Origin of the sequence: Flavobacterium undicola, assembly GCF_009909155.2 — a bacterium.
Lineage (GTDB): Bacteria > Bacteroidota > Bacteroidia > Flavobacteriales > Flavobacteriaceae > Flavobacterium > Flavobacterium undicola.
The window spans coordinates 13,997-40,063 of record NZ_JAAAPM020000021.1 but is presented as its reverse complement, the minus strand read 5'-3'; the positions used below and the strand labels follow the sequence as shown (position 1 = coordinate 40,063).

Here is a 26,067-nt window from a genome sequence, read left to right as displayed (position 1 = left end):
GAAACTCTGAAAGGGTTACTAAAAAGAACTAAAACTAATTAAAATCAAATCGCAATCCTAAAGAAACATTGTTTTGTTTTACTAAATTATCTTTAAACAAAGGATTTAAATCGTATTTCAAATACAAACTAGTCGCTTTATAACCTACATAAGTGCTCAAACCGTAGATAAAATTAGTTGCATTAAAATCTCCACGTGTTCTATCTACCGTTTTATATCCATCCAAATCATATTTAATAATTTGTTTTGATTTTAAGTTTGTCCCAAAATAACCACCTATCCCCAACCTAAAACTATTATGAGATTTAAAATACGTTTTATCATTTTTGATCTCCGGTTTAGTAAAATCAAACTCTAAATGTATTGGAAATACTAAATTTACATTTCTAAAGCGGGAATCTTTTAAATCAACTGGATTTACTACAAGATTGGTCTGATTATCATTTGTTACAAAATTACGATTGTCTGTTGGACGTAAATTATTATACACTACCGACAAACCATATTTTGCATGCAATAAATTATCGTTTTTAAATATTCGCGTATTATAAGTCAAACCCCATTCGTAAAAACGAGAACCCCAATACTTAAAATCAGAATTAGCTATAGCTTTATCAGTTACTAAATTGTTAGCTCCTATGGCAAAAACTAACTGAGTGGACGTTCTTTGATTTTGCTGACTGTCTTTATCTTTTTGCCCTTTATAATACTTCATCGCTGGCAGAACAAGGTCACGATGATGCCCAATATTCGAGTTTTGGACATTCTTTAATGGCATTGTTACTCTATTTCTGTTACCAAATTGTTTATGTATTTTACCATCTATATCATCTTGTATCAATTTATCCAAAGCTTTTTGATGAATTTTTACTTTTTCTTCAATATTTTTTGCTCTAATCTCAGCTAACTTTAACTTTTTTTCTTCTGCCTGTTCTTTAGAAATTTTTCCATTGATAAGCTCTTTATCCACTGCATCAATCTCTCGTTTCAACATTTTTTTTTCTTCATAGACATCCATTTTAATTCCGATTGAAATCTGCTCAGCCCTCCCTTCAAAAGTCTTTTCACCTAATTCTGGGAACTGTTGCCTTATTATTTTAATGTTGATGCTGTCTATTGCATAAATGTTTTTTTCCTTATTGTTTTCCAAAACTATTTTTTGCTCTTTGAATTCATCTTTGGAAATCAGACGATTCTTGAGCTTGTCTCTTAATCTTTCAACTTCTTCAGTAAATATTTCTTCTTCTTCTTTACGAATTTCACTTTGTTGAACTCTAAATTTTTCCCAAGCTTGGTCAAAAGTCTCCTGCGCTTTAATTTCACTCACAAAAAGACATAGCAATAACACTAAGTAAACGGTAAAATTTCTCATAATAATTTATTTTTAAAATATTGTTGGTTTTATTATTCTTTGTTTCTATTAACAAAAGCATCTTTAACTGCCTTAAAATTTTCAGCAACTTTACTAAATACATTTTGTCGATAAGAAGGTTCCAAATCGTTATCTACTTGTTGCAACAATTGATTTGGATTAACATGCACTTGCAAATTTGGATTAGTTTGATTATTTAATCTTGCCGATTTATCAACTCTTGCTAACAGTTCGTCAACTGTAACAGCATTTGTTTGTAAGGAAATCGATTCCTGTTCTGTTTTTTGATTGATGATTGAAAGCCCGGCTACTTGATTTTGATTTTGATTATTTTTAACGATTATTGATTCTTGTTTTAACTCAGAAGGTTGGTTGCTTTTTGAAACCGACTTTTGAACTACTTGAACTACAGATTCTTTTTTCTCAATTTTTAAATGAACTGAATCCAAGGGCTTCAATTTAGCTTTAGGAGCAACCGGATTCTGAATTACTACTCCATTTTTCTGATTTTCTATTGTATTTTCTTGTGAAGTAAAATACACTGTCCCAATCAACAACAAACCCGCAAAACTTGCTGCCACATACAACCAAGGGAATTTAGCTTTAGGTTTTTCCGCAGCCGAAAGCATTGCATCCAGTTTTGTCCAAGCCATTTCTGACGGCTTGATTTCACGGGAATTCAATTGTTCCCTGAACTGCGTTTCTAATTTATTCGGTTCCATTGCTATACTTTTTCAACTTGTTAATTTGTCCTTGCAACAGCTTTCTTGCATGTGACAATTGCGATTTTGACGTCCCTTCATTAATGCCCAATATATTGGCAATTTCCTGATGTTTATATCCTTCAATAGCATATAAATTGAAAACTATTTTATAACCATCTGGCAAACTGTCTATCAAAAACTGAATATCGGCTACCGAAAACTGACTTTCTATGGGGTTAAAACTTTCCTCGAAATAATCCTCCTCTTCAATATATTTGAGCTTTTTGTGAACTCTGATAAATGAAATACATTCGTTTACCATAATTCGTCTTATCCAACCTTCGAAACTTCCTTTGTGCTGAAAATTCTTCAAATTGGTAAACACTTTCATAAAAGCAGTAATCATGATATCTTCGGCCTGATGAATGTCTTTTATGTATTGACGGCAAACGCTTAACATTTTTGGTGAAAACTGAGTATAAATCTTTTGTTGAGCTTGTCGATTATTTTCGACCGCTAACTGGATTAGTTCGTTTTCCTGCTGATGTAAGTTGATTACTTTCAAAATTTTTATAAAGTGTTTCTATTAGCATAGACGATTGACAATGCAAAAAGGTTGCATGAGAAGTAGATTTATTTTGGTTTTATAATTTAAAAATCAAAAAATGCAATAAAATCAATAGCTGACAAAGAATTTGTTTTATTATTTCGACAAAAAAATTTCTATAGAAAATCCAAGTCTTAATTCGAATTTGCCTTTTGAAATTGATTTTTGTTATTGAAATTGCTTATTTTTTCCTTTCGATAACATAATTCACCATCAAAATCAAAGCTTCTTTAAATTCTGAATTGGGATAATGGTCTAAAAGCTGAAGTGCTTCCTGTTGAAATTCGACCATTTTATTTTCGGCATAAATCAAGCCGTTATTGTTTTTCACGAAAGCAATCACTTCTTTAACTCGTTTCTTGTCTTTATTGTGATTTTTTATCGAATTGATCAACCAACTTTTTTCTTTTGAAGTACAGTGATTCAAAACATGAATTAAAGGCAAGGTCATTTTTTGCTCTTTGATGTCGATACCTGTTGGTTTCCCAATAGCTTCATCGGTATAATCGAACAAATCATCTTTTATTTGAAAAGCCATTCCGATTAATTCGCCAAACTTGCGCATATTCTCGACCTGAATTTCATCTTCAATAACCGATTTTGCACCAAGAGCGCAACATGCAGCAATAAGAGTAGCCGTTTTTTGACGGATAATTTCATAATACACCGCTTCGGTAATATCGAGTCTTCTGGCTTTTTCAATTTGGAGTAATTCGCCTTCGCTCATTTCGCGAACAGCAACCGAAATAATACGCAGTAAATCAAAATCGCCATTGTCTATAGAAAGCAACAATCCTTTTGAAAGTAGATAATCACCCACCAAAACTGCAATTTTATTTTTCCACAAGGCATTAATAGAAAAGAAACCTCTTCGCCTGTTGCTATCATCTACTACATCATCATGCACCAAAGTGGCGGTATGAATCAACTCGATAACAGAGGCTCCACGATAAGTTCTTTCATTGACAATCCCACCCGAAACCATTTTTGACGTCAAAAAAACAAACATCGGACGCATTTGTTTTCCTTTACGGTTTACAATATAATAGGTAATTCGGTTTAACAACGCCACTTTAGAAGACATCGATTCGTGGAACTTTTTTTCGAAAAGTTCCATTTCATTAAAAATGGGCTGTTTTATTTGAGAAGTAATATTCATTCAGATTTCAAATATACTATTTTTAATAAAAAAAACTACCCCTTTCTAAAGAAGTATCTTATTTTGGTTCTTTCTAAAAGATATCCGATTTACTAAAAAACATTCATTATGCTTATAGAAACCGGTACTACAAATCTAATCATGTAGTTTAACGACATTATATACAACATTAGAATTATTTGATTATTTTTATTCGATAATTACCCCACAATTAAACCTTTAATCAATTTATTTATCAAAAAAAGAACCCTTAAACCCCATTCGCTATGAAAACAAAAATTTTATTTTTAAGTATGGTATTGAGTTGCTTGACCTACACCAGCTGCTCTAAAGATTCCGAACAAGAAACATCCAATGTATCAGCTAACGATGTTGCGACAAACCAACAAGTCGATGATTCCTTTGATGACATTTCGGTTATTGCTGATGACCAATACGAAGTAACAGAAGGCTCTACAACCGGAAAGGAAAACGTTGCTATTTACACTTCCATATTACCGGATTGTATTCATACCAGTGATTTAGGATCTACTGACTTAATTAGAGTCTGGACAATTACTTTTGGAACCGAAACTACTGCCTGTAAATTCAGAGGTCATTATTTAAAAGGTAAAATTATTTTAACCCGCACCAGAGGAACTACATTCCCAAAAACAATGACCATTACTTATTCTAACTTTTCTATTAATGACAATAAAATAGAAGGAACTTCAACCTGGACAAGAGAAATGATTGGCACCCTAAATGTAGATTTACACCCAAAAACCACATTTACAATGACCAATATGAAGCTAACAACTTCTAAAGGAACTTATACGCGCAACGGAAACAGGGTAAGGGAAATGACAGCAGGATTCTCAACAAGAACAAGTCCAACAGATGATGTATTTTCCACTTATGGAACATTTACAACGACATACCCTAATGGAAATGTTTATACCTCTTTAATTGAATCAAGCACTCCACTGGTACATAAAACCGCCTGTGGTTTATTACAAAACCCTATGCCATTTCCAGTTTCAGGAATTTTAAAACTTTCTAAAAACGCACATTATGCAACGATTAATTATGGAGAAGGTGCTTGTGATAATTTAGCTATGTTATCTATTGATGGTGGTACAGCTACTCAAATTACGTTAGGTAATTAAGCACTTGTTATAATTATAAAACTAAAAAGGAGTTCAAATTGAACTCCTTTTTTTATGCTTCTTTATTTGCTAGCTGACCACAGGCCGCATCAATATCCTTACCTCTACTTCTCCTTACTTTCACCACTATTCCAGTAGCTTCAAGTGCTTTAATATAAGCATTGATTGATTCTTCTGAAGCTTGTTGAAATTCGCCATCATCAATTGGGTTGTATTCAATCAAGTTGACTTTACAAGGGACATATTTGCAAAACTTAACCAATGCATCCACCGAGGCTTTATTATCATTGATTCCTTTCCAAACCACATATTCGTACGATACCTTACTTTTAGTTTTTCGATACCAATATTCTAAGGCTTCACGCAAATCGGCTAATGGAAAATTTTTACTAAAAGGCATAATTCGGGCTCTGATTTCATCAATTGCCGAATGTAAAGAAACGGCCAATTTAAACTTTACCTCATCATCAGCCATTTTCTTTATTATCTTAGGAATCCCCGAAGTAGAAACCATAATTCGCTTTGGAGACATCCCCAATCCTTCTTCTGAAGTAATCATATTAATCGCCTTAATAACATTGTTATAATTCATTAACGGCTCTCCCATTCCCATAAAAACAATATTCGACAAAGGATGATTATAATACAAACGACTTTCTCGGTCAATAGCTAAAACCTGATCGTAAATTTCGGCAGGTTCAAGATTACGCATTCTTTTTAATCGTGCAGTAGCACAAAAATTACAATCTAAACTACAACCCACCTGACTTGAAACACAAGCAGTAGTTCGCGTTTCAGTTGGAATCAATACCGATTCCACTACCAACCCATCGTGTAAACGAACAGCATTTTTTACCGTTCCATCTTCCGAACGTTGCATTGTATCCACCTTGATGTGATTGATAACAAAGTTAGCTTCCAGCATGCCACGAGTTTCTTTAGAGATATTAGTCATATCTTCAAAACTGTGCGCTCCTTTGCTCCACAACCATTCGTAAACTTGATTTCCACGAAATGCTTTATCCTTATTGGCAACAAAAAAATTGCGTAATTCTTCTTTAGATAAGGCTCGTATGTCTTTTTTCTCCATTTGCATGCTGCAAATTTAATGACTATTTGTTGATTTGTTGTTTTGATAATTTGATAACTTTGTTCGAAATTGAAAAAAATTAAAATAATGCATTTCATTTCCCAAGAATTAGAAGACTACATCGAACAACATTCTGAAAAAGAACCGGAACTATTGGCTGCTTTAAACAAAGAAACCTATCAGAAAATTTTATTGCCACGAATGTTAAGCGGACATTTCCAAGGACGTGTTTTGAGTATGTTAGCCAAATTAATCCGGCCTGTAAATATTCTCGAAATTGGAACTTACACTGGTTATTCGGCTTTATGTTTGTGTGAGGGAATGCAGGAGAACGGTCAACTTCACACGATAGATATCAAAGAAGAATTAGTCGATTTTCAAAGAAAACATTTTGACAAATCTCCTTGGGGAAGCCAAATTGTTCAACATTTAGGCGAAGCTGTCGATATAATCCCTACGCTTGACATCAAATTTGATTTGGTATTTATCGATGCCGACAAAGAAAATTACTTGAATTATTTTGAATTGATTGTTCCTAGAATGAACAAAGGAGGCATTATTTTATCTGACAATGTACTTTGGAGCGGTAAAGTTTTAGAACCATTAAACCCGAAAGACAAAAGCACAAAAATATTACTTGATTACAATAAATTATTAAAAGAAGATCCAAGAGTAGAAACCGTTTTACTTCCTATCCGGGATGGATTAACCGTAAGTAGAGTACTTTAAAACACTTCTGATTTATTATAAAAACCGCATATTCACAGTTTCTACAAATGCTGTGAATATGCGGTTTTTAGTTTTGGAGTACCTTAAAAATTTAAAGCGGAAAATATTTTATTTGTGTAAATTGGTATATTCTAAAAACAAACAAGCCTGTTAAAATCCCAAAAAGATAACCACTCAATATATCTAATGGATAATGCAAACTTAAATAAATACGACTGTAGGCAAAAATTAATGGCCACAAAAACAGTAAAAAAGTATATTTAAAATAAGGTTTAATAAGATGATACAAAAACGTAGCTGCCGCCATACTATTTGCTGCATGTCCTGAGAAAAAACTAAATGAATTTGAACTCTTTACTATCCTGATTATCGAATGAATATCCGGATTATTACAAGGACGTAATCTATGAACACTGTATTTAACTAAGTTGGTAAACTGGTCTGTAATTAGGATAAGTATTGCTATCGACAAAATAACGCACAAGGTTTGCTTAGCTCCTAATTTTTTAAAAATAACATAAAGCAAAAACAAAAACAGCGGAATCCAATTGATTTGTTTGGTTATAAAAAGCCATAATCCATCGTAAGACTCCGAACCAAGACCGTTTAAATAAACAAACAATTGAACATCTAAAGAAACTAGTTTATCAAACATTATCGACTACGTTTTACTGGACCTGCAATATCTTCAATATCTTCCTTGATTTTAGTTGCCTGAACAACACTATCTCCTAAAAGATCTTCTTTAACTTTATTGATTTGCGAATTGATCCCACCCGTCATTTCTGACAATGATTTTGTATCCAAACCGTTTTCTTCAGCACCTTTTTGAATTTCATTCTTTATATCATTTGTGGCATTTTTTAATTGCGCCATAGCTTTCCCCATTGTACGTGCTATTTCTGGTATTTTATCAGAACCAAACAACAGCAATACTACAAACATTATAAAAACTAATTCTCCTCCTCCTATACCAAACATATACTATATTTTTAAAGGGCAAATATACCAAATTTAAAAAAGTTCACTTTTAATTTTTTCATAAAAAAGCCTATTAGTATTGAGTAATTTTCTTAAACTCATTATTTTTAGTAATAAAAAAGTCCATCAACTTAAATTCCTCACTTGGCTGCATTAAATCCCTAGATTTTGAATCATTTTCACAATAAATCAAAAACAGCTTAATTTGATCGTCTTTTAAGTGCAAGGTATTAGAAAAGAAAGAGTAATTCACTTTGTTCAAAGCAAATTCAGAGAAACTGGTTTCCTTATAAAAATCGGTTTTTTGAGGATTCTTCTTTCTTAAAACCCCCAAAACATCCTTGTAAATTCTAACAAAATCCATTCCGTTTTCTATCGTTCCATTTGGCGGCATGGTTCTATTTTTAGGTAAAGATTTTTCATCATCAAAGAATTTTAAATCAACATATTTTTGCGAATTCCCTTCAATAGGATTTAATTCTTTCTTGGCTCGAATTAAAACTTCGGCTAATTCATTAGTAAAAACATCTAATTTCACAATCAATTTTGAAGCGATAAAATCTTTTTCACTAAGAACAATTTTTCTAGACTTAAATGACAAACTAGAAAAAACTAAAGTATCATTGACTTTTGCCATAACAGCAAATGAGCCATATTGATTAACCACTGTTCCTAAGTTTGAATTAACATTAAAAACAATAACATTTTCCACAGGAACCAAATCGTTTCTAACTTGTCCTTCTAATTTTTTTCTTTCTCCAGTTTGACAAAATGACAATTGCCCCAAAAGAAGAAAAAACAAAATTGTTACTTTAGTTTTCATATACTACTATTTTATTATAATCAGTTGCCAACGAAATAATTAGAAACATTGATAAAGTTTTATTTTTTGCTTTTACAGCAGCAACAAAGTCTTTATTTTCAATGCAATACAATTGAAAATCCTTAATATATTCTTTCGGTATTTTCAGTTTTTCTACATAATATTTTTCCTCAAAAAAATATTCCAATTTAGTCACTAATTGTTCTTTTTCAGACACCACCAACTCTTTTTTCAACATAGCAGTTCTTCCAGACATCCAATTTAGCGGTCTATCTAACAAACCCGACCTGGCAGTATACAATCTTCTCTCAGCAACTGTATATTTTTTTTGTCCAGAAGAAATAATCCCTAAACTTTCAGCACTAATTCGAGACTCTTCCTTTACGATTACCTCTTTAAGCAGTATACTTTCAACATGCAATTGCACTACTAAATTTGATTTTTCTAAATCGGCAGGCACTATCTTTTTACGTAAAGTTACGAGATTTACCGCAGAAAATACCAGAAGATCACCTTCTTTTAGTAAAAGATAAAAGTTTCCATTCTTATCACTTGAAGTTGCTTTTTGGGTAGTTTCATTTACAATATTCACGCCTTCCACCGAAGTAGAATCGACACGAATAATGCCATAAATTTCCTTTCTATCGTAATCTTGACCAAAAACAATTTGGCATAATAAAAGTAGTAATAAATAAAAAGTATTATTCGTTTTCACAGGCTATTATTGCTTTGTATTTTTCAGCCAATTCTCCAAGTAAAAACTCAATTGTAGTCTTATTTTTCATTTCTAATACTTTGGTGAATTTTTGATTATCCACAACATAATACTTAAATCCTTTTACAAAGTCTAAAGGTATATTTAATGTATTAGTAAAATGCGTTTCTGTGAACATTTTTTCTAACAAACCAATAGCCACTTCTTTTTTCTCAATAGCTATTTCTTTTTTCAGCATCGCACTACGCCCAGAGATAAGATTTAAAACAGGATCTAACCCCATCGGATTGAGTCGCGCCGAACTTGCAGTCGCATATTTTCTTTCGGCTGGAGTATACGTTTTATGATTTGAAGGAATTATTCCAAGAGAAACAGCATTGATCGAATTATAATTTCGAATAATCACTTCATTCAACTCATGAACCATGGTAACCAAGTGTACATTCAAAATATTTGCTTGAAAATCCTCAGCACACAACACCACTTCCTTGCGTTTAAATTGCAATCCCGAAAATACCAAAGTATCTCCAACACTAGCTTTAATTGCAAAATCTCCCGTCTCATTGGTAAAAACAGTTTGCTCTGACTTTAAATTAATAACAAAAACGCCTTCTAAATTAGACACATAAGCATTTACTTGTCCTTTTATCTCAGCCGTTTTTTTTAGCTGACCCAAAACAACAGTAGTAAACAAAATTAAAAAAGCGGTTAAAAATCGATTCATCTCACACAATACCAAAAGGTAAAAATAAACCAAGCCCATCCCAATTTGATACTAAGAAGCTGATAAAAATTTGTTAATAAATCAAACCAATTAGCTAGCTGATTTTATACCTTTAAATCCAAAAAAAGGCACTATGAAAAAACTATTATTAGCCAGCACCTCTACCCTTCACGGAAGCGACTACCTGGAATACCTACTGCCAGAATTAAAACTGCATTTCAAGAACTGCAAAACCCTATTATTTATTCCCTACGCCAGGCCTAGCGGAATTTCGCACGAAGAATACACTCAAAAAACGGCTTTGGCTTTCGCCAAAATAAACATTGCTATAAAAGGAATTCACGAATACGAAAATCCAGTATTAGCTATTCAAAATGCCGAAGGAATATTTACAGGTGGAGGCAATACTTTTTTATTAGTTAAGCAATTATATCACAACAAAATCATGACTACCCTAAAAGAAACACTCGAAAAAGGAATTCCTTATTTAGGCACCAGTGCAGGAAGCAACATTGCCGGATTGACTATGCAAACCACTAACGACATGCCTATTGTTTACCCTCCCAGTTTTCAAACTTTAGGATTAATTCCGTTTAATTTAAATGCACATTTCCTAGATAGTGATTCCCAATCGACACATATGGGAGAATCACGCGAAACCAGAATCAATGAATTCCATCAATTTAATAATTTTCCAGTTTTAGGATTAAAAGAAGGTAGTTGGCTAGAAATAAAAGAAGGTAAAATAATTTTAAAAGGAAACTTATCAGCTAAACTATTCCAAAAAAACCGTATTCCATTGGAAATAGCACCATCCTCAGAACTGAGTTTTATCCAATAAAAAAGCCGAAACTTAGATAGTTTCGGCTTTTTGAGCGAAAGACGAGGCTCGAACTCGCGACAACCAGCTTGGAAGGCTGGAGCTCTACCAACTGAGCTACTTTCGCATTATTATTTTTAGAACTCCAGCAAACTAAATTTGCTTTTAGAGCGAAAGACGAGGCTCGAACTCGCGACAACCAGCTTGGAAGGCTGGAGCTCTACCAACTGAGCTACTTTCGCATAACGGGTGCAAATATAAAGAATAAGTTAAGTTTAAAACAAATTTTTTAAGCATAATTTTTATTTAAAATTAAAATTAAACCATAACTTTTTTAAAACTAAATTGTTACCTCTATATTTTTTTTCTGACTCAATCATCATTTAACCGATATCTCTTTCTTTTTTAAATCTAATTTAGGAAATTAACTTTGACGAACGTTTATAAGAGTCCGAAGGATAATAAATAAACAAACAAGATTTGCCTTTAATAGTACTAATTAATTCGTTTGTAATTTCTATTGGAATAGCCGGACAACCAAGACTTCTCCCTAATCTCTTATTATTTTGAATAAAAGAACTCGAAACATAATCAGCTCCATGAACCACTACTGCTCTATCTCTTGCATTATCATTAATTCCTTTTTCTAAACCGTCTAATTTTAATGATTTACCATGCTTACCATTATACACTTCACCAGTAACATAAAAACCCAAACTACTTTTATAAGACTCCGGTGCATTAGAAAAACTATTAGCATATTCATCTCCTGTATTTCTTCCATGAGCCACAAGGGAATGTAGTAAAATGGTATCAGTATCCAAATCAATTACCCAAAGTCTTTTAGTGTTTGCAGACAAACTAAAATCAATCAATGTAATTATATTTCTACTTACAAGACCTTGGTTTTTCAACTTATAAAAACCATTTAAAGCCTCTTTAAAACTTTCTAATTTAGGCAAACTAAAATTAGCTGAATGCAAATTACTATAAACTTCCTCGGCATTTAATCCCTCATTGACTTTCAATACATTACTTTTTAAAACTACTGTCTTCGTATTAGCTTTAGAAAAAAACACGTTTGCAGACATTAATAAAAAAGCAAGCAGTAAAAAAAACACAAACCTTTTATAAACCATTGATTATTATTTAATTACAACAAAATTATTATTGCCAAAAATATAAAAAAAAGCTACTAAATAAAACTCAAAACAATACTATATGATGTTTTTAACTTATTAGTAGTTTTTCTATTACAGACATATTTGTTAAAAAGTTGTTAATACCGCTAATTTTCTTATTTTTGCCCGAATATTATCTTTTTCATGGCGTCATTCCGTTTATCAATTTATTGCTTTTTCGCCCTATTAAACCTAAGTGTTTTTGCTCAAAAAAAAATTATTTTAGCAAAACCAAAGGGTGAAAATATCGCTATTGACGGAAAAATTGACGAAGAAGAATGGCAAAACAACACGGAAATTGCTACCAATTTCATCATGTTTGAACCAGATAATGGCAAACTCATAAGCGAAAACAAAAAAACCGAAGTCAAAGTCCTATATGACAATGAAGCTATCTACATTTCGGCTATATTATACGACAACGAACCTGAAAAAATCCAAAGAGAATTAACCGAAAGAGATGTTTTTGGAGTTGCAGATCATTTTGCTGTTTACATCAATGGATTTAATGACGGACAACAAGATTATCGTTTTTATGTTAGCTCTTCAGGAGTACAGATGGACTGTTTAGCTACCGAAGACACCGAAGATTTCACATGGGATGCTATTTGGCAAAGTAGTGTTAAAATCACTGATTTGGGTTGGACAGTAGAAATGAAAATTCCCTATGCCGCTATTCGTTTTCCAAAAAACAAAAAACAAATCTGGGGATTAAATTTCCTACGCGAAATTAAAAGAAATGCCCAAAAATTCACATGGAATCATATCGACACTAAAATAGGCTCTGTTTTAACACAATCAGGAAAACTAGAGGGAATAGAGAACATCAATCCTCCTACCCGACTTTTCATGATTCCCTACACCTCAGCTTATTATCAAAAGGACAATTCTTCTTCTGACAAAACTCTTAAGGCAGGATTAGATATTAAATACGGAATAAACGACGCTTTTACTTTGGATGCCATTTTAGTTCCTGATTTTGGACAAACCAAATTCGACAATGCTATTCTTAACCTAAAGCCTTTTGAACAAAAACTAAACGAAAACAGACCTTTTTTTACCGAAGGAACCAATTTGTTTAATATTGGAAACTTATTCTACTCCAGAAGAATTGGAGGAACTCCAATTACAGATAAAACAACCGTAGAAGAAACCTTAGCTAATAACGAAGAAATTACTAATTATCCAAGCACGGTAGATTTAATAAATGCCGTAAAAATATCTGGCCGAACTAAAAAAGGACTAGGCATTGGTTTTCTTAATGCTGTTACCGAAAAAACGTATGCTACTATAAAAAACACAGACACTAATAACATTAGAAAAGAAGTAATAGAACCTCTAACAAATTACAATATCCTTGTACTAGATCAACGATTTAGACAAAATTCTTCTGTTTCATTCATTAACAACAACACAACTCGTAATGGTAGTTTTAGAGACGCTAATGTTACCGGATTAATATTTGATTTAAACACAAAAGCAAACACTTATAATCTCTCTGGCGATTTCAAATACAGTAGCATCAATGATATCGAAAACTCTAACGGTTTAAAAACCTACCTTAATTTTGCTAAAACAAGCGGAAAATACCGATACTTATTTACCGGGAAATACACTTCAAAAGAGTTTGATTCTAATGATCTTGGTATTTTGTACTACACCAATTACTACAGTGGATTTGTCAATGCAAGTTATCGTATTTTGAATCCAAATAAATTATTCAACACCTTAAAAATCGAACAAGAAGTAAATTTAGACGTTGACAACAGTACTAATAAATTTCAAAACACCAGTTGGATTCAAACAATTATAACAGCAACCACATTAAAATTATTTTATTTCCAACTTGGAATTACCTTAACTCCTTTTGAATCATTCGATTTTTACGAACCTCGCCAAACAGGTCGATTTGTCTATAATCCTAGAAAAATTTCTGGGTATCTAGCAATGGAATCCAATAAAAACAACAATTTAACATTTGACCTAACCCCGTCTTTTGATAAATATGACGAGGTAAACCGATTTTCTTATCGAATATACGCCGGACCCAAATATCGATTTAACGACAAATTTTCGCTAGGCTTTTATATCGATTATTCAAAAGAAAGAAATAACATTGGATGGATTGACTCTAACGGTAGCGAAATTATTTTTGCCAAACGAAATACAGAAACCCTACAAAACAACCTTACAGGCAAATATGCTATAACCAATAAAATGACAATAAACCTTAATGCTCGCTATTATTGGTCATACTCAGATAATCATAATTATTTTACGCTACAAAATGACGGTTATTTAACCCCAAAAAATGATTATACGGTTAACAAAAATAGAAATTTTAATTCCTGGAACCTTGATCTTTCCTATTCTTGGTGGTTTGCTCCAGGAAGCCAATTATCTGTTTTATACAGAAACTATGCTCAGGAAGAAACAAATATGGTAGAACAAAATCTAAATCGTAACCTTAATACCATTTTTAATGCTAATATGACTAATATTTTCTCTATTAGCCTACGCTACTTTATTGATTATAATACAGTGAAAACCAAATTCTAAAGTGCATTAATTTTAGAAAAACAGCACTTCCGCAACAAAATTATCATTTTTACCATAGCTAAATTCTTGAATACATAATAGTAGTTTTATTCATAACGAAGATTTTAGAAATAATTTATCTTTGCCAAAAACTAAACGATAATGAGCAAAAAAGTAATCCTTATGATTTTGGATGGTTGGGGAAAATCACCTGACCCGAAAGTATCTGCAATTGACAATGCAAATGTTCCCTTTATAAACAGTCTTTATAAAAAATACCCTAGCGCACAACTTAGAACCGATGGTTTACACGTAGGTTTACCAGAAGGTCAAATGGGAAACAGCGAAGTAGGACACATGAATCTAGGTGCTGGAAGAATTGTATACCAAGATTTAGCTAAAATCAATTTGGCTGTAGCCAATAAAACTCTTGCACAAGAACAAGTACTTAAAGATGCTTTTCAATACGCTAAAGACAATAATAAAAAAATTCACTTTTTAGGATTAGTTTCCGATGGAGGTGTTCACTCACATACTTCTCACTTGCGCGGATTAATTGACGCCACTCAAGATTATGGTTTAAACCAAGTTTACATCCATGCCTTCACTGATGGTAGAGATGTTGATCCTAAATCGGGGAAAAAATACATCCAAGATTTAGAAAACTATATTGCTAATACTCCAGTAAAAATTGCTTCAGTAATTGGTCGTTACTACGCAATGGATCGTGACAAACGTTGGGAAAGAGTAAAGTTAGCTTACGATTTAGTAGTTAACGGAACAGGAACTCCAACACATGATGTGGTTACCTCTATAGCTACTAGTTATGGAAACGACGTTACAGATGAATTTATACAACCTTTAGTTGCTGTAGACAGCAATGAAAAACCACTTGCTACTATCCAAGAAGATGACGTTGTTATTTTCTTCAACTTTAGAACAGATAGAGGTCGTGAATTAACTGAAGCGCTTTCGCAACAGGATTTCCACGAACAAAACATGCATAAATTGAATTTGTACTATGTTACATTGACCAATTATGACGAAACATACCAAAATGTAAAAGTGGTCTACAACAAAGACAACATCACAGAAACACTAGGTGAAGTTTTAGAAAAAGCTAACAAAAAGCAAATTCGTATTGCTGAAACTGAGAAATACCCACACGTAACTTTCTTCTTTTCAGGAGGTAGAGAAACTCCGTTTGAAGGTGAATCCCGAATTTTAAGAAACTCTCCAAAAGTAGCTACCTACGATTTGCAACCTGAAATGAGTGCTTACGAATTAACCGATGCACTATGTCCTGAACTTGAAAAAGGAGAAGTTGATTTTGTATGCCTTAACTTTGCCAATGGAGACATGGTAGGACATACAGGAATTATGGAAGCAGCAATAAAAGCTTGTGAAGCCGTAGATAAATGTGTAGAAAAAGTTATCACTACAGCATTAGCAAACGGTTACTCAACAATTGTTATTGCCGACCACGGTAACTGTGAAACAATGATTAATCCTGATGGAAGTCCTAATACAGCTCACACAACTAATCCAGTACCTTTTATTTTAGTTGACAATGAACAACTAGCTATTCAAGATGGTGTTTTAGGAGATATTGCTCCAACAATTTTAGATTTAATGGGAGTGAATCAACCTGCTGCAATGAGTAGTCATTCATTACTAATAAAATAATATCAAAACGATAATTCTTTTAGAAAAGCTGTTCAATTTCGGACAGCTTTTTTTATTACATCAATTGCTCCACAAAATAAATCACAATTCCAACAATTCCACCTACAACTGTCCCATTGATTCGGATAAATTGAAGATCTTTCCCCACTTCTAATTCTAACTTATCAGCAATCTCTTTTTTATCCCAACTCTGTACTGAAGTGGCAATTAAATTTCCAATGGCTTTTTTATTTCTAAGCAAAACACCTAATAAATCAACCTTTATAAAATTATTGATTTTTGTAGTCATAACGGCATCATTTTGAATATTGGAGCCAAAATCCCGAATCATATTGGTTAAATTTAATTTTATTTCAGACTCCTCTCCTTTTTCTAAGTCCGTGAGAACAGCTTTTTTTAATTCCTGCCAAACCGAACCAATGTAATCCTGAACCTCTTCTTTTTGCGTAAATTCAATAATTATAGTAGTAATTTTTTGCTGCATGTCGGGTGAGTTTTTCAACTCCTCAATAAAATTCAGAACATATAAATTAATTTTTTTTCGAATAGAACTGTCGGGCTGTTTTGCCATATCCAAAAATTCGTAAAGTCCATTAAAAACACCATCAGCAATTTTTTTATCAGCAACACCTAATGTATACCAGGGTGTAGCGCTTTTAACTTTTTCCCGAATCTCCATTTTATTAGCTTCTAACTCTGCTGCCAAAATAGTAAGTACGTTCGTTATTAGTTGCGCTTGTTTATCGTCTTTTGATAATGACTCTAAACCTATTGCAATCCACTCACCAAAATTCAATTGTTTCAGTTTAATTTCAAATTGTTGCTGAATAAACTTTTTTACATTAGCGTCATCTATTGTTTTTAAGACTCCTGGAATCACATTTTCTACAACCAAAGACGAAATGGTCACAGCATTTTTTTCCTCTATTAACCAATTGGTTACTTTTGTTGCAAAATCAAATTCGTCCAATTTAATTTCTAACTTTTCCTTAATTAAAAACTCATCCGAAACAAAAGTGCCTAAATTCTGACCAATAGCATCTTTATTATTAGGAATTAAAGCAGTATGCGGAATGGGAATTCCCAGAGGATGTTTGAATAAAGCCACTACAGCGAACCAATCGGCAATTCCACCCACCATAGCAGCCTCGCTAAATGCTTTGAGCCATCCTATTTTATAATAATGTCCTAGGAAAAAACAAATCACCGCTCCCCCTAAAACACTAAGAGCAACACTTTTCATTTTAGTTAAATCGGCTTTTTTAATTTGGCTATTATCCATGTTCTTCTTGATTTTTTACAATCACCAATTTAGTGATTTGTTTCTAGACCTACTTCCCTTTCGAACCAATTATCCTATCTCTGAGTATCAAAACCTCTAAAATTTGCTTTTTTTAACAATACTTGCGAGAATAATTTGGTTAGCGCACAGCTTTGGAAAACCGTTTTTCAATTTTAAATCCGGAGCTTTTTAAAATAATGGCTAATCCGGATTAAATAATTTATAAAATTGTACTTTTGCCAACTGAAAATACGAAATATGATTATAGTAAAATCACGTGAAGAAATAGAATTAATGCGCGAAAGTGCCTTAATCGTATCCAAAACATTAGGAATGTTGGCTTCCGAAGTAAAAGAAGGAGTAACTACTTTACACCTTGATAAATTAGCAGAAACATTTATTAGAGACCATGGAGCTGAACCTAGTTTCCTTGGTTTATATGGTTTTCCAAATTCCCTTTGCATGAGTCCAAATGCTCAGGTAGTACACGGAATTCCAAATAATACTCCTCTTGTTAGCGGTGATATTATCTCTATTGACTGTGGTGCTTACAAAAATGGTTATCACGGCGATCACGCTTACACATTTGAAGTTGGTGAAGTTGCTCCAGAAACAAAAAAACTATTACAAGTTACCAAAGAATCATTATACGTTGGAATTCGCGAATTTAAAGCAGGAAATCGTGTAGAAGATGTAGGGAACGCTATTCAAAAACATACTGAATCTCATGGTTATGGTGTAGTTCGTGAATTAGTAGGCCATGGTTTAGGACAAAAAATGCACGAAGATCCTGAAATGCCTAATTATGGAAAAAAAGGTCGCGGAAAACTTTTTGTTGACGGAATGGTTATCGCATTAGAACCGATGATTAATCAAGGAACCCGTAACATTAAACAATTGAAAGACGGCTGGACAATCTTGACTGCAGACGGAAAACCATCTGCGCATTTCGAACATGATATTGCCTTAGTCGATGGAAAACCAGAGTTGCTTTCTACTTTTTATTATATCTATAAAGCTTTAGGAATTGAAAGCAACGAAGAAGATGAATTTAGAAAAGTGCCTTTAGTAATCTAATTATTTCGCAAATATCTGTGTAATTCTTAGCGAATCTCTGTGTAATAACTTATGAAAAAACTTTTCAAACTCGTCCTAAACACCATTCCACGTCCATTATTAATTCGTTTGAGTTATGTGGCCCGTCCTGTTATTGCTTTTTCATTAAAAGGAACTAATTTCACTGATCCTATTGATGGAAAAAGCTTCAAATCGATGTTGCCTTATGGATACGAAAAACAAAGAAACAATGTGCTTTCACCAAGTACACTTTCATTAGAAAGACACCGTTTGTTATGGTTATATTTAAACGAACAAACTGATTTTTTTCAATCTGAACTCGTTTCAGATTCTTCTGTTACAAATACTAAAAGAATAAAATTAAGAGATGCTGAAACAAATTCAGCATTAAAAGTATTACACTTTGCACCGGAACAAGCTTTTTACAAATTGTTCCGAAAACAAAAAAATTTGGATTACACCACAACCGATTTGTTTTCACCTTTGGCTGATGTAAAAGCAGATATTTGCAATCTTCCGTTTGAAGACAATCAATACGATGTAATTCTTTGTAATCACGTTTTAGAACATATTCCAGACGACACCAAGGCTATGCAAGAATTGTATCGTGTATTAAAACCTGGTGGAATGGCTATTTTACAAATTCCGCAAGACTTGAATCGAGACGTTACTTTCGCTGACGATAGTATTACAGACCAAAAAGAACGCGCTAAAATTTTCGGACAATACGATCACGTACGCATTTACGGTCGTGATTATTTCAATAAATTAAGAGGCATTGGTTTTAATGTAATAGAAGAAGATTACACTAACAAAATAGCTCCAGAATTAGTAGACAAATATTGTCTGGCCAAAGGAGAAATAATTCCTGTTTGTTTTAAATAAATTTACATTATAAAAAACCTGCTAAAGTGATTTAGCAGGTTTTTACTTTAATTGAGGTCTATTTTTTTCTCTGGCATTAGCATACCAATTACTTTATCTTTTGTGAGGTATTTTTTGGCAACATTCTGAATATCTTTAGCAGTGATTGCATTTACAGATTCTTCAAATTTTAAGACTTCTTCTGCGCTATTCCCTTTAGTGTAAGAACTGGTAAAATTAGACAACCAATACCTGTTTTCTTTGCTATCTTTTCTAAAATCGGCTAATTCTCCTTCTTTAAATTTAGCCACATCTTTTTCATCTGGTCCGTTATTTATAATTTTTTGAAGTTCTTCCAAGGCTGATGCGGTCAATTTCTCAGCGTTTTCTGGTCCACAAGGAAACCCTATAGAAAAATTATAAGAACCATACGGAACTTTGCTCATACTCCCTCTGGCAGAAACTCCATAAACGCCACTTTCATTTTCACGTAATTGTTCGATTAATTTTATTGTCAAAATTTCGCCTAAAGCCTGCATACTCGTGGCTTCTTTATTCGAATATTTCGCATCTCCATAATACAATATCATGACATTACTTTTTGGGTCTGCTCCTTTATTTACCACTTTTTTCAAATCTCCTTTTAGCATTCTGTATCCTAAATCAGTTGCTTTTTCTTTTTTATCAGAAGACGGCAAAGAAGCCAAATATTTAACCGCATATTCTTCAATGACTTTATCATCAATATTCCCGACAAAATAAAATTCGAAATCGGCTGCATTAGCAAAACGTTCCTTGTATTTGTTGTATGCCAAAGTATAATCTGTTTCTTTCCTGGTTTTATCATTTGGAACTAAACCATTGAATCTAGGATTGCCTTGATAGAGATAAGAAGAAAGCTCCTGTTGAAAATAAAAATTAGGTTGTAAAGCCAGGTTATTATAATAAGTAGATTGCTTTTGTTTGTATGCTTCAAAAACAACCGGATCTAAGTTCAAATCGGTAAAATAAGCATAGGTCATTTGAAATAAATATTCCAAATCCTTAGGAGTTGCATTACCGCTCAATCCTTCGGTTACCGAACTAATATAAGGTCTTACGCTTGCTTTTTTACCGGTCATGAATTTATTAATATCATTCAGTTTAAGACCTGAAAAACCGGCTTCTTTCAAAGCTCCGTTTGCAAATTCCACTTTTTTCATATCAGCATCAGAATACAAATTAGTACCTCCAAAACTAACCGCTTCAAAAAGAATCTCGTCATTTTTAAAATCGGTATTCTTGTAAATCACTTTTGCTCCGTTAGACAACACTAATGTCTTGGTTCCAATTTTTGGATTACTTTCACGCTTAACAATTTTACCTGGCTTAATTTCATTTCGAATCAAACTAGTTGCTACAGCTACATCCTGATAAGGCTCAATAGCATCCGTATTAATTTTTAAAGCGTCCAAAACTTCTTGTTCAACCACTTTTTTAAGACCTTCTTTTTCAGGACCTGTTAAGATAACCACACGGTTATCTTCTTTCAAATAACTTTTGATTAAAGCATTTACATCATTCAAATCAATAATGGGCAATACTTCTTTTACAGTTTGATACGTCCATTCTAAACCTGGTGCAGGATCATTATTTAAGAAATTTCCCTGATATTCGCCTACAAAATCTGCCGAATTGGTTTTATCTCTGTTGTTGTATAATTTTTCTATAGAAACCAAAATTTCCGCCTTAGATCGATCTAATTCACCTTGGGTAAAACCAAATTTCTTCACTCTTTCATTTTCTGTAACCAATACTTTCAAAGCACTCAATTGTTTGTCTTCCTGAGACATCGCTACCGATTGAAATGCTTTTTTATTTCGGGCAAAAGTACCACCATAATAAGAATAACCATAAGTAAAAGGCGGCGCTGGGGAATTAACCAATTCGCCTAATCTGGTATTCAAAATAGTTGAAAACAATCCTTCAACTAACTGATCCTTAAAATCTCCAACATTCAAAACTGGCTTTGGAGCCTCATAGTCTTTGTACAATAATTGAATTTGAGCCGATGTAGCTTCTTTATCCGTTTCAACAGCCACAAAAGTTTCTTTGTGATTCGGAATTTCGAAAACTTTTCTAGGCTTCTCGTTCGTTGGATTTTTATAAGTCGAAAAATGAGAGATAATTTTTTGCTCCATTTCGTTAACATCAATATCTCCCACGACAATTACACTCATCAAATTTGGTCGATACCAATCCGTATAAAAACGATTTAAAGTTTCGTATTTGAATTTTTCTAAAATTTCTTTTTTCCCAATAGGCAAGCGTTCCGCATAATGCGAATTGTACATTAATTTAGAAATATAACGACTCAACATTCGTTTTTGAGCACCTAAACCCAAACGGTATTCTTCTAAAACGACACCTCTTTCTTTGTCAATTTCTTCAGGACTCAAAACGGTATTAAATGCCCAATCTTCAATAATTTGGAAACCTTTCTCCAATTTCTCAGGACTGTCTGATGGAATAGGTAAGAAATAAACCGTTTCATCAAAACTGGTATAAGCATTTAAATGTTGTCCAAACTTTACTCCGATACTTTGTAAATAATCAACTAACTGATTTTTGGGAAAACGCTTTGTGCCATTAAAACACATGTGTTCCATAAAATGAGCCAATCCTTGTTGGTCATCATCCTCAAGAATGGAACCTACATTTACCACCAACCTAAGATCAACTTTTTTCTCTGGTTTGGTATTTTTCTTGATATAATAGGTTAATCCGTTTTCAAGTTTTCCTGTTTTTACAGTTGGATCAAAAGGAATCTTTTTTGAAAAATCGATTTGCTGTGCAAAAACAGCCAATGGAAATACCATCATTCCGAATACTAAATTGTTGATTTTTTTCATAGAGCTAAATACAGTTACAATAAGATAATTCTTAACAGCTAACGAATATACATTTTATTTAACAGAAAATACACACGAAAAGTATTTTTAGAAATTAATTTAATAAATAAAACCAAGGAGTATTCGTTATATTTACAAAATCTTAAGTACTCCAAAATGGCAAAATCTTTTTTCAAAATAATCCTGTTTTTTCTTTTCGTACTTTCAACAAACCCTTCTTTAGCTCAAACAGAAAAAGAAGTGGTTCCTCCATATCATATAAAAACAGTTTCTTTTATTCAAAACAACCAAAATGTAGTTCCAATTTTTGAATTAGGAAGTGGCTTTCAATTTCAATTTGATGATCTTTTTGGGAATGAAGCCAATTATTATTATGAAATCGTTCATTGTGATTACAATTGGACTCCTTCTAATATTCCAAAAAACGAATATTTACAAGGATTTGACAATCAAAGAATTCAGGATTATTCAAATTCTTTCAACACACTACAAATTTATTCACATTACAATTTAAGTATTCCCAACCAATTCACGCAGCAATTGCGCCTTAGTGGCAATTATATACTCAAAATTTTAAATAATGACAAAGAAGTAGTGTTTTCTAGAAAATTCATTCTTTACGAAGATGTTGCTACTGTTCCTTTACAAATTAAAAGAGCCCGAAATGTTAGTGTCATTGAATACAAACACAACTTAGATTTTTCAGTAAAATCAAGCACCATTACTTTTCAAAATCCTATAAAAAACATAAAAGTAAGCCTACTCCAAAATGGAAATCTCAATACTGAAGTAAAAAACATCAAACCGCAATACACCATTGGCAATGATTTAATTTATAAATATGATACCGAAACTCAATTTTGGGCTGGCAACGAATATCTTTATTTCGAAAACAAAGACGTTAGAGTAGCAACCAACAACATAGCCCATGTAGATTCAAGTACTGACATTTACAGCTGTTATTTATATACTAGTAATGCCCGAGGGAATTTTCCATATACCCAATTCGAAGACATCAATGGCAACTATCTTGTAAAGAATTCAAATGCAACTAATAATGAAATTGAAGCCGATTATGCCTGGGTTTATTTTAGTCTTTCAGCGCCTACCTACAGACAAGACAAAGGCATTTACGTTAGCGGAATGTTCAACAACTACAGTTTAACTCCAGAATACAAGATGGATTACAATGAAAAAAAAGGCATTTATGAAAAAGCAATCTTAATCAAACAAGGTTTTACCAATTTCAAATATGTAATTGCTGACAGCAAAGGAAACATTGATTTTGAAAACGCTATAGACGGAAATTTCTATCAAACAGAAAACCAATATACCGTTTTAGTTTATTACAGAGAAAACACTGGACGCTATGACAGAATCATCGGAAAAGGCGCCGCTAATTCCCTAAATATCATTAATTAAAAAAAGATTTAAAAATAAACAAAAGCAATTGAAAATTTTGTAATTTTGGCTCTATTAAACACAGATTTAATACTTTAATATGGTTTCTCAGATAACAAGAGGCATAAAAATTACCGTTTTGACTAGTTTTGAAGGTACCTACTTCAAAAACTACAAGATTCACTTTGCCTTTAGTTACCATATCACAATTGAAAATCACAGTAAAGACTCTGTTCAGCTTACTTCTCGTCACTGGGAAATATTTGATTCTTTAAACAACGTTGAAGTTGTAGATGGCGAAGGAATTATTGGTAAAAAACCGGTTCTAAAACCAGGAGAAAATCACACTTACAGTTCAGGATGCCTACTATCGTCTCCTTATGGAGCAATGAAAGGTCATTTCAATATGATTAACTTTACCAATACTAAAAACTTTAAAGTTATCGTTCCTACCTTCAGACTGTGTGCTCCATTTGCTTTAAATTAATATCCCTATTAAATATTTAAAACTATTATAACTTCTTTATAAAAGTTTTAAATTCTCCTTTTGTACTTTTGTTAGTATACCATTTATTCTCTTTATCGAATAAAAATTTTCTAACCTTATCTAATAGCACTAGATAAAAAAACAAGATACAATGCTAAAAGGATTTTTTAAAGTACCCAAAGCTATAAATGAGCCTGTAAAAAGTTATGCTCCTAATTCACCCGAAAAAGAAGCCGTTCTTGCCGCTTACAAAAAAATGTGGAATGCAAAAATCGATGTTCCTTTATACATTGGTAGCGAAGAAATTAAAACTGGAAATACCAGAAACATAACTCCTCCACACGACCACAAACACATAGTAGGGAGCTATCATCTTGCCGAAAAAAAACATGTAGAAAACGCTATCGCCAATGCATTAGAATCAAGAACAGCTTGGGCTAATATGGCTTGGGAACAACGTGCCGCTATTTTCTTAAAAGCTGCCGAGTTAATTGCAGGACCATACCGAGCAAGAATCAATGCCGCAACCATGATTGGGCAATCTAAAAACATTCATCAGGCTGAGATTGATGCTTCATGTGAGTTAATTGACTTTTTACGTTTCAACGTAGAATTCATGACGCAAATTTATGCTGACCAACCTACCTCTGACTCCGCTATCTGGAACAGATTAGAATACCGTCCACTGGAAGGTTTTGTATACGCCATTACTCCGTTTAACTTTACTGCTATTGCGGCCAATCTCCCTGCAAGTGCTGCCATGATGGGAAATGTAGTAGTTTGGAAACCTAGTGACAGTCAAGTTTTTTCGGCAAAAATTATTATCGAAATTTTCAAAGAAGCAGGACTTCCTGATGGTGTTATCAATGTTGTTTTTGGCGATGCAGCAATGATTACTGATACCATTTTAGCGAGTCGTGATTTTTCAGGATTGCACTATACAGGATCAACACAGGTGTTTAAAGGTCTTTGGACAAAAATTGGATCTAACATTCATAATTACAAAACCTACCCTAGAATTGTAGGTGAAACAGGTGGAAAAGACTTTGTTATGGTGCATCCAAGTGCCAATGTAAAACAAGCCGTTACCGGAATCATTAGAGGTGCCTTCGAATTTCAAGGCCAAAAATGTTCCGCTGCATCGAGAGTATATATTCCGCAAAGTTTATGGCCAGCTATCAAAGAACAACTAACAATCGATATCCAATCCATGAAAATGGGTTCTCCGGAAGATTTTGGAAACTTTATTACTGCTGTTATCCACGAAGGGGCTTTCGATAAGTTGGCGGGTTATATTGACAGAGCCAAAAAAGATAGTGATGCCGAAATCATCATTGGAGGAAATTACGATAAATCGGTTGGTTATTTTATTGAACCTACAGTTATCCTGACTACAAATCCAAAGTACGTTACGATGGAAACCGAATTATTCGGACCTGTTTTAACAATTTATATTTATGAAGATACTAATTGGATAGAAACCTTAGAACTTATAGACCAAACTTCGGAATATGCGCTTACAGGAGCTATTTTTAGCCAAGACCGTTATGCCATTGAAGAAGCAACTGTGAAACTACAAAATGCATCTGGAAACTTATACATTAACGATAAACCAACGGGAGCCGTTGTAGGACAACAACCTTTTGGTGGCGCCAGAGCTTCCGGAACCAATGACAAAGCCGGTTCGGCAATGAACTTGTTGCGTTGGGTTTCACCAAGAACCATTAAAGAAGTTTTTGTCTCTCCGGAAAATTACAGATATCCGTTTTTAGGAGAATAGAGTCATTG

The 26,067-nt window shown here is 33.1% G+C and carries 23 protein-coding genes and 2 tRNA genes; 10 read left to right on the top strand and 15 right to left on the bottom strand.

Translation table 11 applies throughout. The annotated features are described in order from the left end of the window. Positions 1 to 34: 34 nt before the first annotated feature. The 4 genes from GTZ96_RS12660 to GTZ96_RS12645 all read right to left on the bottom strand — a co-directional run bounded on the left by GTZ96_RS12660 (position 35) and on the right by GTZ96_RS12645 (position 3,842). Complete coding sequence (locus GTZ96_RS12660) at positions 35 to 1,372, bottom strand: hypothetical protein (RefSeq protein WP_207720186.1); 1,338 nt, start codon at positions 1,370 to 1,372, stop codon at positions 35 to 37. A 32-nt stretch (positions 1,373 to 1,404) separates the two neighbouring features. Beyond that, the gene (locus tag GTZ96_RS12655) at positions 1,405 to 2,094 is read right to left on the bottom strand and encodes a hypothetical protein (RefSeq protein ID WP_161644283.1); all 690 of its coding nucleotides are present in this window, start codon (positions 2,092 to 2,094) and stop codon (positions 1,405 to 1,407) included. Then, complete coding sequence (locus GTZ96_RS12650) at positions 2,081 to 2,641, bottom strand: RNA polymerase sigma factor (RefSeq protein WP_161644282.1); 561 nt, start codon at positions 2,639 to 2,641, stop codon at positions 2,081 to 2,083. The genes GTZ96_RS12655 and GTZ96_RS12650 overlap by 14 nt, the downstream gene beginning before the upstream one ends. Positions 2,642 to 2,864: 223 nt before the next feature. Continuing rightward, entirely contained in the window at positions 2,865 to 3,842 is a 978-nt protein-coding gene (locus GTZ96_RS12645) for a polyprenyl synthetase family protein (protein ID WP_161644281.1), read from the bottom strand. Positions 3,843 to 4,108: 266 nt separating this feature from the next. On the opposite strand from GTZ96_RS12645, the gene GTZ96_RS12640 reads away from it, so the two are divergent. Next, entirely contained in the window at positions 4,109 to 4,990 is an 882-nt protein-coding gene (locus tag GTZ96_RS12640; RefSeq protein ID WP_161644280.1) for a hypothetical protein, read from the top strand. Positions 4,991 to 5,042: 52 nt separating this feature from the next. Here the strand turns inward: GTZ96_RS12640 and rlmN are convergent, their stop codons facing one another. Continuing rightward, positions 5,043 to 6,086 carry a 23S rRNA (adenine(2503)-C(2))-methyltransferase RlmN gene (gene rlmN / locus GTZ96_RS12635; RefSeq protein ID WP_161644279.1) on the bottom strand — a complete coding sequence of 348 codons (1,044 nt, stop codon included), beginning with the start codon at positions 6,084 to 6,086 and terminating at the stop codon, positions 5,043 to 5,045. Between the two features lie 81 nt (positions 6,087 to 6,167). Here rlmN and GTZ96_RS12630 point away from each other — a divergent pair, with 81 nt between their 5' ends. Further along, on the top strand, positions 6,168 to 6,809 hold the full coding sequence (locus GTZ96_RS12630) for an O-methyltransferase (protein ID WP_161644278.1): 642 nt from the start codon (positions 6,168 to 6,170) through the stop codon (positions 6,807 to 6,809). Positions 6,810 to 6,900: 91 nt separating this feature from the next. Here the strand turns inward: GTZ96_RS12630 and GTZ96_RS12625 are convergent, their stop codons facing one another. The 5 genes from GTZ96_RS12625 to GTZ96_RS12605 form a co-directional block, all read right to left on the bottom strand. Next, positions 6,901 to 7,464, bottom strand: a complete 564-nt coding sequence (locus tag GTZ96_RS12625) for a phosphatase PAP2 family protein (RefSeq protein ID WP_161644277.1) — start codon at positions 7,462 to 7,464, stop codon at positions 6,901 to 6,903. Further along, complete coding sequence (locus GTZ96_RS12620; protein WP_161644276.1) at positions 7,464 to 7,790, bottom strand: Sec-independent protein translocase subunit TatA/TatB; 327 nt, start codon at positions 7,788 to 7,790, stop codon at positions 7,464 to 7,466. Before GTZ96_RS12620 ends, GTZ96_RS12625 begins: the two co-directional genes overlap by 1 nt. Before the next feature lie 73 nt (positions 7,791 to 7,863). Continuing rightward, positions 7,864 to 8,613, bottom strand: a complete 750-nt coding sequence (locus GTZ96_RS12615; protein WP_161644275.1) for a hypothetical protein — start codon at positions 8,611 to 8,613, stop codon at positions 7,864 to 7,866. Next, a complete protein-coding gene (locus tag GTZ96_RS12610) occupies positions 8,603 to 9,328 on the bottom strand; it encodes a carboxypeptidase-like regulatory domain-containing protein (protein ID WP_161644274.1) in 726 nt (241 codons plus the stop codon). The genes GTZ96_RS12615 and GTZ96_RS12610 overlap by 11 nt, the downstream gene beginning before the upstream one ends. Continuing rightward, on the bottom strand, positions 9,315 to 10,052 hold the full coding sequence (locus GTZ96_RS12605) for a hypothetical protein (protein WP_235972978.1): 738 nt from the start codon (positions 10,050 to 10,052) through the stop codon (positions 9,315 to 9,317). The genes GTZ96_RS12610 and GTZ96_RS12605 overlap by 14 nt, the downstream gene beginning before the upstream one ends. 133 nt (positions 10,053 to 10,185) lie before the next feature. Here GTZ96_RS12605 and pepE point away from each other — a divergent pair, with 133 nt between their 5' ends. After that, positions 10,186 to 10,893, top strand: a complete 708-nt coding sequence (gene pepE / locus GTZ96_RS12600) for a dipeptidase PepE (RefSeq protein ID WP_161644272.1) — start codon at positions 10,186 to 10,188, stop codon at positions 10,891 to 10,893. Between the two features lie 33 nt (positions 10,894 to 10,926). Here pepE and GTZ96_RS12595 read toward each other — a convergent pair. The 3 genes from GTZ96_RS12595 to GTZ96_RS12585 form a co-directional block, all read right to left on the bottom strand. Beyond that, positions 10,927 to 10,999, bottom strand: a tRNA-Gly gene (locus GTZ96_RS12595). A 42-nt stretch (positions 11,000 to 11,041) separates the two neighbouring features. Next, a tRNA-Gly gene (locus GTZ96_RS12590) sits at positions 11,042 to 11,114 on the bottom strand. 174 nt (positions 11,115 to 11,288) lie between these two features. Beyond that, complete coding sequence (locus GTZ96_RS12585) at positions 11,289 to 12,011, bottom strand: murein L,D-transpeptidase catalytic domain family protein (protein WP_161644271.1); 723 nt, start codon at positions 12,009 to 12,011, stop codon at positions 11,289 to 11,291. A gap of 186 nt (positions 12,012 to 12,197) precedes the next feature. Here GTZ96_RS12585 and GTZ96_RS12580 point away from each other — a divergent pair, with 186 nt between their 5' ends. Continuing rightward, complete coding sequence (locus GTZ96_RS12580) at positions 12,198 to 14,612, top strand: DUF5916 domain-containing protein (RefSeq protein WP_161644270.1); 2,415 nt, start codon at positions 12,198 to 12,200, stop codon at positions 14,610 to 14,612. Positions 14,613 to 14,753: 141 nt separating this feature from the next. Further along, a complete protein-coding gene (gene gpmI, locus GTZ96_RS12575) occupies positions 14,754 to 16,277 on the top strand; it encodes a 2,3-bisphosphoglycerate-independent phosphoglycerate mutase (RefSeq protein ID WP_161644269.1) in 1,524 nt (507 codons plus the stop codon). A gap of 55 nt (positions 16,278 to 16,332) precedes the next feature. On the opposite strand, the gene GTZ96_RS12570 is transcribed toward gpmI, so the two are convergent. After that, the gene (locus GTZ96_RS12570; protein WP_161644268.1) at positions 16,333 to 17,559 is read right to left on the bottom strand and encodes a DUF445 domain-containing protein; all 1,227 of its coding nucleotides are present in this window, start codon (positions 17,557 to 17,559) and stop codon (positions 16,333 to 16,335) included. Between the two features lie 258 nt (positions 17,560 to 17,817). Here GTZ96_RS12570 and map point away from each other — a divergent pair, with 258 nt between their 5' ends. Both map and GTZ96_RS12560 read left to right on the top strand, forming a co-directional pair. Further along, on the top strand, positions 17,818 to 18,636 hold the full coding sequence (gene map, locus GTZ96_RS12565) for a type I methionyl aminopeptidase (protein WP_161644267.1): 819 nt from the start codon (positions 17,818 to 17,820) through the stop codon (positions 18,634 to 18,636). Between the two features lie 51 nt (positions 18,637 to 18,687). Then, positions 18,688 to 19,521, top strand: a complete 834-nt coding sequence (locus GTZ96_RS12560) for a class I SAM-dependent methyltransferase (protein ID WP_161644266.1) — start codon at positions 18,688 to 18,690, stop codon at positions 19,519 to 19,521. 47 nt (positions 19,522 to 19,568) lie between these two features. Here the strand turns inward: GTZ96_RS12560 and GTZ96_RS12555 are convergent, their stop codons facing one another. Beyond that, entirely contained in the window at positions 19,569 to 22,391 is a 2,823-nt protein-coding gene (locus GTZ96_RS12555) for a M16 family metallopeptidase (RefSeq protein WP_161644265.1), read from the bottom strand. Between the two features lie 156 nt (positions 22,392 to 22,547). On the opposite strand from GTZ96_RS12555, the gene GTZ96_RS12550 reads away from it, so the two are divergent. The 3 genes from GTZ96_RS12550 to pruA all read left to right on the top strand — a co-directional run bounded on the left by GTZ96_RS12550 (position 22,548) and on the right by pruA (position 26,059). Further along, positions 22,548 to 23,813, top strand: a complete 1,266-nt coding sequence (locus tag GTZ96_RS12550) for a type IX secretion system plug protein (protein ID WP_161644264.1) — start codon at positions 22,548 to 22,550, stop codon at positions 23,811 to 23,813. Positions 23,814 to 23,892: 79 nt separating this feature from the next. Continuing rightward, positions 23,893 to 24,279: a Co2+/Mg2+ efflux protein ApaG gene (gene apaG / locus GTZ96_RS12545; RefSeq protein WP_161644263.1), complete on the top strand. Its 387-nt coding sequence runs from the start codon at positions 23,893 to 23,895 to the stop codon at positions 24,277 to 24,279. Positions 24,280 to 24,430: 151 nt separating this feature from the next. Further along, positions 24,431 to 26,059, top strand: coding sequence for an L-glutamate gamma-semialdehyde dehydrogenase (gene pruA, locus GTZ96_RS12540; RefSeq protein WP_161644262.1), 1,629 nt, complete (start codon positions 24,431 to 24,433; stop codon positions 26,057 to 26,059). Positions 26,060 to 26,067: the final 8 nt, after the last annotated feature.